The following is a 229-nucleotide window of genomic DNA, read 5'->3' on the forward strand; positions in this document are numbered from 1 at the left end:
AGATTCAGATCTTACGATCTACAATCAAAGTTCATTTCCGTATTTAGGAGTTCGCTTCTCCGTTTCACCGTCATTGGATAGGAAACGCAAAATCATGAACGGAGCCGTTGTGATGGAGGTGCTTTCAGTAAGATTCAGATCTTACGATCTACAATCAAAGTTCATTTCCGTATTTAGGAGTTCGCTTCTCCGTTTCACCGTCATTGGATAGGAAACGCAAAATCATGAA

1 protein-coding gene is annotated in these 229 nt (G+C 40.6%); it reads left to right on the top strand.

Going from position 1 to position 229, the window contains the following annotated elements; translation table 11 throughout:
• On the top strand, positions 1-211 hold a 211-nt coding region (locus BOQ64_RS24350; protein WP_228448547.1), incomplete at its 5' end, for a hypothetical protein.
• Between the last annotated feature and the right edge of the window lie 18 nt (positions 212-229).

This window comes from Chryseobacterium sp. CH25, from assembly GCF_004119455.1.
GTDB lineage: Bacteria > Bacteroidota > Bacteroidia > Flavobacteriales > Weeksellaceae > Chryseobacterium.